Here is a 2,732-nt window from a genome sequence, read left to right on the forward strand (position 1 = left end):
GAGCTCGATTTCACCGGCAAAACCTGCGTGCTGGCGGTTAGCGTTGGCCAGGAATACCACGAAGAACAAAAGCTCAGCTCCACCGTGCACCTGATTAACAAGTCCGGTTTTAGCCAGGTAAAAGTGGTGGTGGCCGACACCCTGCAACGCCATAACAAGCATGGCAAGTCGCCGGGTCTGGCTTTGTCGGCATCGATTCGTGACGGCGATGCCTGGCTGGCGCGCAACAAAAAATACCTCGACGGCCTGGAAGCGAAGGTGACCATCAGCCGTTGGAATCAAGAGCTGGCCAGCGACCGTTACGCCGATTTGCGCTTGCAGGTAAACGACGTTTACGCGCAAGAAAACAGCCGATTGCGTGAGGCCATCGACACCACCATTGGCGTATTTATCGAGCGCTTGCGCCTGCGTGATCCCGAGGCGGATTTCGAGCAGGCCGCCGCCCAGTGCCGCGAATATATCCTTGAAGAAATCCCCATCATCCTGCCGCTGTGGGCGGAGCAGGGTTACGACTTCATCATCTACCCGCAGCAAATGACCCACGCCATGGCCACCGCCCGCGAGCTGCTGATTGAGCCGGTAAACCCCGAGCGCGTGCACTGGTTGCCGCTCAAATTCAAAAAACGCGGCATTCCCATTCCCTTCACCTTGCCGGGGTTGGTGCATCCGGCCTGGTCGAGTTCGGCTATCGCGGTGTAACGGTTTTGCCCCTTACGCGGGTGGCCGTGCCGCCCGTTAGTTCTTATTTTCAGGAGTAGTCCATGGGCGTTTTTGCGCAACAGCAACGCAAATGGTGGGCCTTGTTTGGCGTGAGCATTGCCAGCTTTCTTGGCTGTGTCGATTTCACCATCGTCAACACCGCACTGCCGGCGTTGCAGGCCGACCTCGGCACCTCGGTGGAGAGCCTGCAGTGGGTGATCAACGGTTTTATTCTGGCGCTCTCCAGCTTTATGGTGCTGGTTGGAAGGCTGGCCGATTTATACGGGCGCAAGCGCGTGCTGTTTATCGGGTTAACGGTGTTTGGCCTGGCCTCGCTAGCGGCGGGTTTGGCCAAGGGCATCGACCTGTTGATTGCCGCGCGGGTGGCCCAGGGCCTGGCCTGCGCAGTGCTGTACACCGCCTCCGGGGCCATCGTCGCCAACGCTTTTGCCGCTGATGAACAGGGCAAAGCCTTTGGCGTGCTGTTTAGCGTCAACGGCGTCGGCCTGGCCATTGGCCCGGTGCTGGGCGGGGTGATTACCAGCGCCTTTGGCTGGCAATGGATCTTCCTGATTAACGTGCCCTTTGTGCTGCTGAGTATCGCCATTACCGCCTGGGCCGCTGATGAATCCCGTGGCGAACAACAGGGCCTGGACGGCTGGGGCGCGCTGCTGTTGCTGATTGGCTTGCCAAGTTTGGTGCTGCTGATTGTGCAAGGTGGGGCATGGGGCTGGACGTCGGTTTCCAGCCTGGGGGTGCTGGCACTGGCCGTGGTTACCCTGGCGGCGTTTATCCAAGTGGAGCGGCGGGTGAAGGCGCCGATTGTCGACCTGGCGCTGTTTGCCAATCGGCGGTTTGTCGCGGCCGTGGTCGCCAGTTTTTCCCTGGCAGTTTTCTACTGCCTGGCGTTTTTTGTTATGCCGCTATACCTGGCGCTGATCCGGGGCGAGAGTGTGCAAGCCAGTGGGCTGCTGTTGCTGCCGACCACCCTTGGCGTGGCGCTGTTGTCGCCAGTAGTTGGGCGCTTGGTGGACCGCAAAGGGCCGGGCCTGCTGATCCAGGCTGGCTTGGCCTTGTTTGTACTTTCCGCCGTGCTGCAAGCCGGCTTTGATACCCATACCTCGCTGGCCTATCTGCTCACTGCCTTTGTGCTGATGGGCCTCGGCTGGGCGTGCATTCTTGGCCCTTCGACGGTGCTGGGGATGACCTCGGTGCCAGCGCAAATCAGCTCCGTGGCGATGGGCTCGCTGATGACCTTGCACAATATTGGCGGCGGCCTGGGGTTGGCGATTGGCGTGGGCATTTACCGCAGTTTTGCCACCCGTGACCTGGCCAGTACCAGCGGTGCTGGAACAGCAGATTGGCTCGACGCGGCAGTGGCGCAACCGGAGCAGGGCGTGGCGGTGTTGTCGCAGCATTTAGGCCAAACCCCGGATGTGCTTAGCGCTTGGGTGCAGCAAGCTTTTCTGCATGGCTACCAAGCAGTGATGGTGTTTTTAGCCGTGGTCTTGCTGGCCGCGCTGGCGGGCGTGTTGTGGCTCCTGCGCCGTCAGCCGCAGGTTGCTGAAGCGGGGGAACACGCCCATGGCTAACGCCGATGGGCGTTTGCGCCTGGGCGCGTTTTTGTCTGGCTCCGGCGCCCACACCGGCGCCTGGCGCCACCCGCAGGCCGACGCCGACGCCTCGCTTAACGTGCAGCGCTACCAGCACTACGCGCAAACCCTGGAGCGTGGGTGTTTTGATGCGCTGTTCTTAAACGACAACGTCAGCGTCGGCGAGCTGGCCCCCGAGGTGTTGGCGCGCGGGCCCTACAGCCTGCGCTGGGACCCACTGGTGTTGCTGCCCGCGTTAGCCATGGTCACCCGCCATATCGGCCTGATCGCCACCGCCAATACCAGCTACAACCAGCCCTACAACCTGGCGCGCAGCTTTGCCTCGCTGGACCAGCTGTCCAACGGCCGCGCTGGCTGGAACTTGGTCACCGCTCTGGTCGGCAGCGAAAACTTTAACCACGACCAGCCGCTGGCCCATGC

3 protein-coding genes are annotated in these 2,732 nt (G+C 61.5%); all 3 read left to right on the plus strand.

What is annotated here, in order from left to right; genetic code table 11:
* Positions 1 to 699 (plus strand): tRNA-dependent cyclodipeptide synthase (locus tag AAAB16_RS23975; RefSeq protein WP_340665601.1); only part of this gene is annotated, 699 nt, incomplete at its 5' end.
* Between the two features lie 62 nt (positions 700 to 761).
* The gene (locus tag AAAB16_RS23980; protein ID WP_340665602.1) at positions 762 to 2,291 is read left to right on the plus strand and encodes an MFS transporter; all 1,530 of its coding nucleotides are present in this window, start codon (positions 762 to 764) and stop codon (positions 2,289 to 2,291) included.
* Positions 2,284 to 2,732 (plus strand): LLM class flavin-dependent oxidoreductase (locus AAAB16_RS23985; RefSeq protein ID WP_340665603.1); only part of this gene is annotated, 449 nt, incomplete at its 3' end. The genes AAAB16_RS23980 and AAAB16_RS23985, both read left to right, overlap by 8 nt.

The organism is Pseudomonas sp. (assembly GCF_037994325.1).
In the GTDB taxonomy this organism is placed as follows: Bacteria; Pseudomonadota; Gammaproteobacteria; order Pseudomonadales; family Pseudomonadaceae; genus Aquipseudomonas.

Coding starts and splice junctions, on each gene's coding strand:
- AAAB16_RS23980 (WP_340665602.1), top strand. CDS start 762: ATGGGCGTTTTTGCGCAACAGCAACGCAAATGGTGGGCCTTGTTTGGC.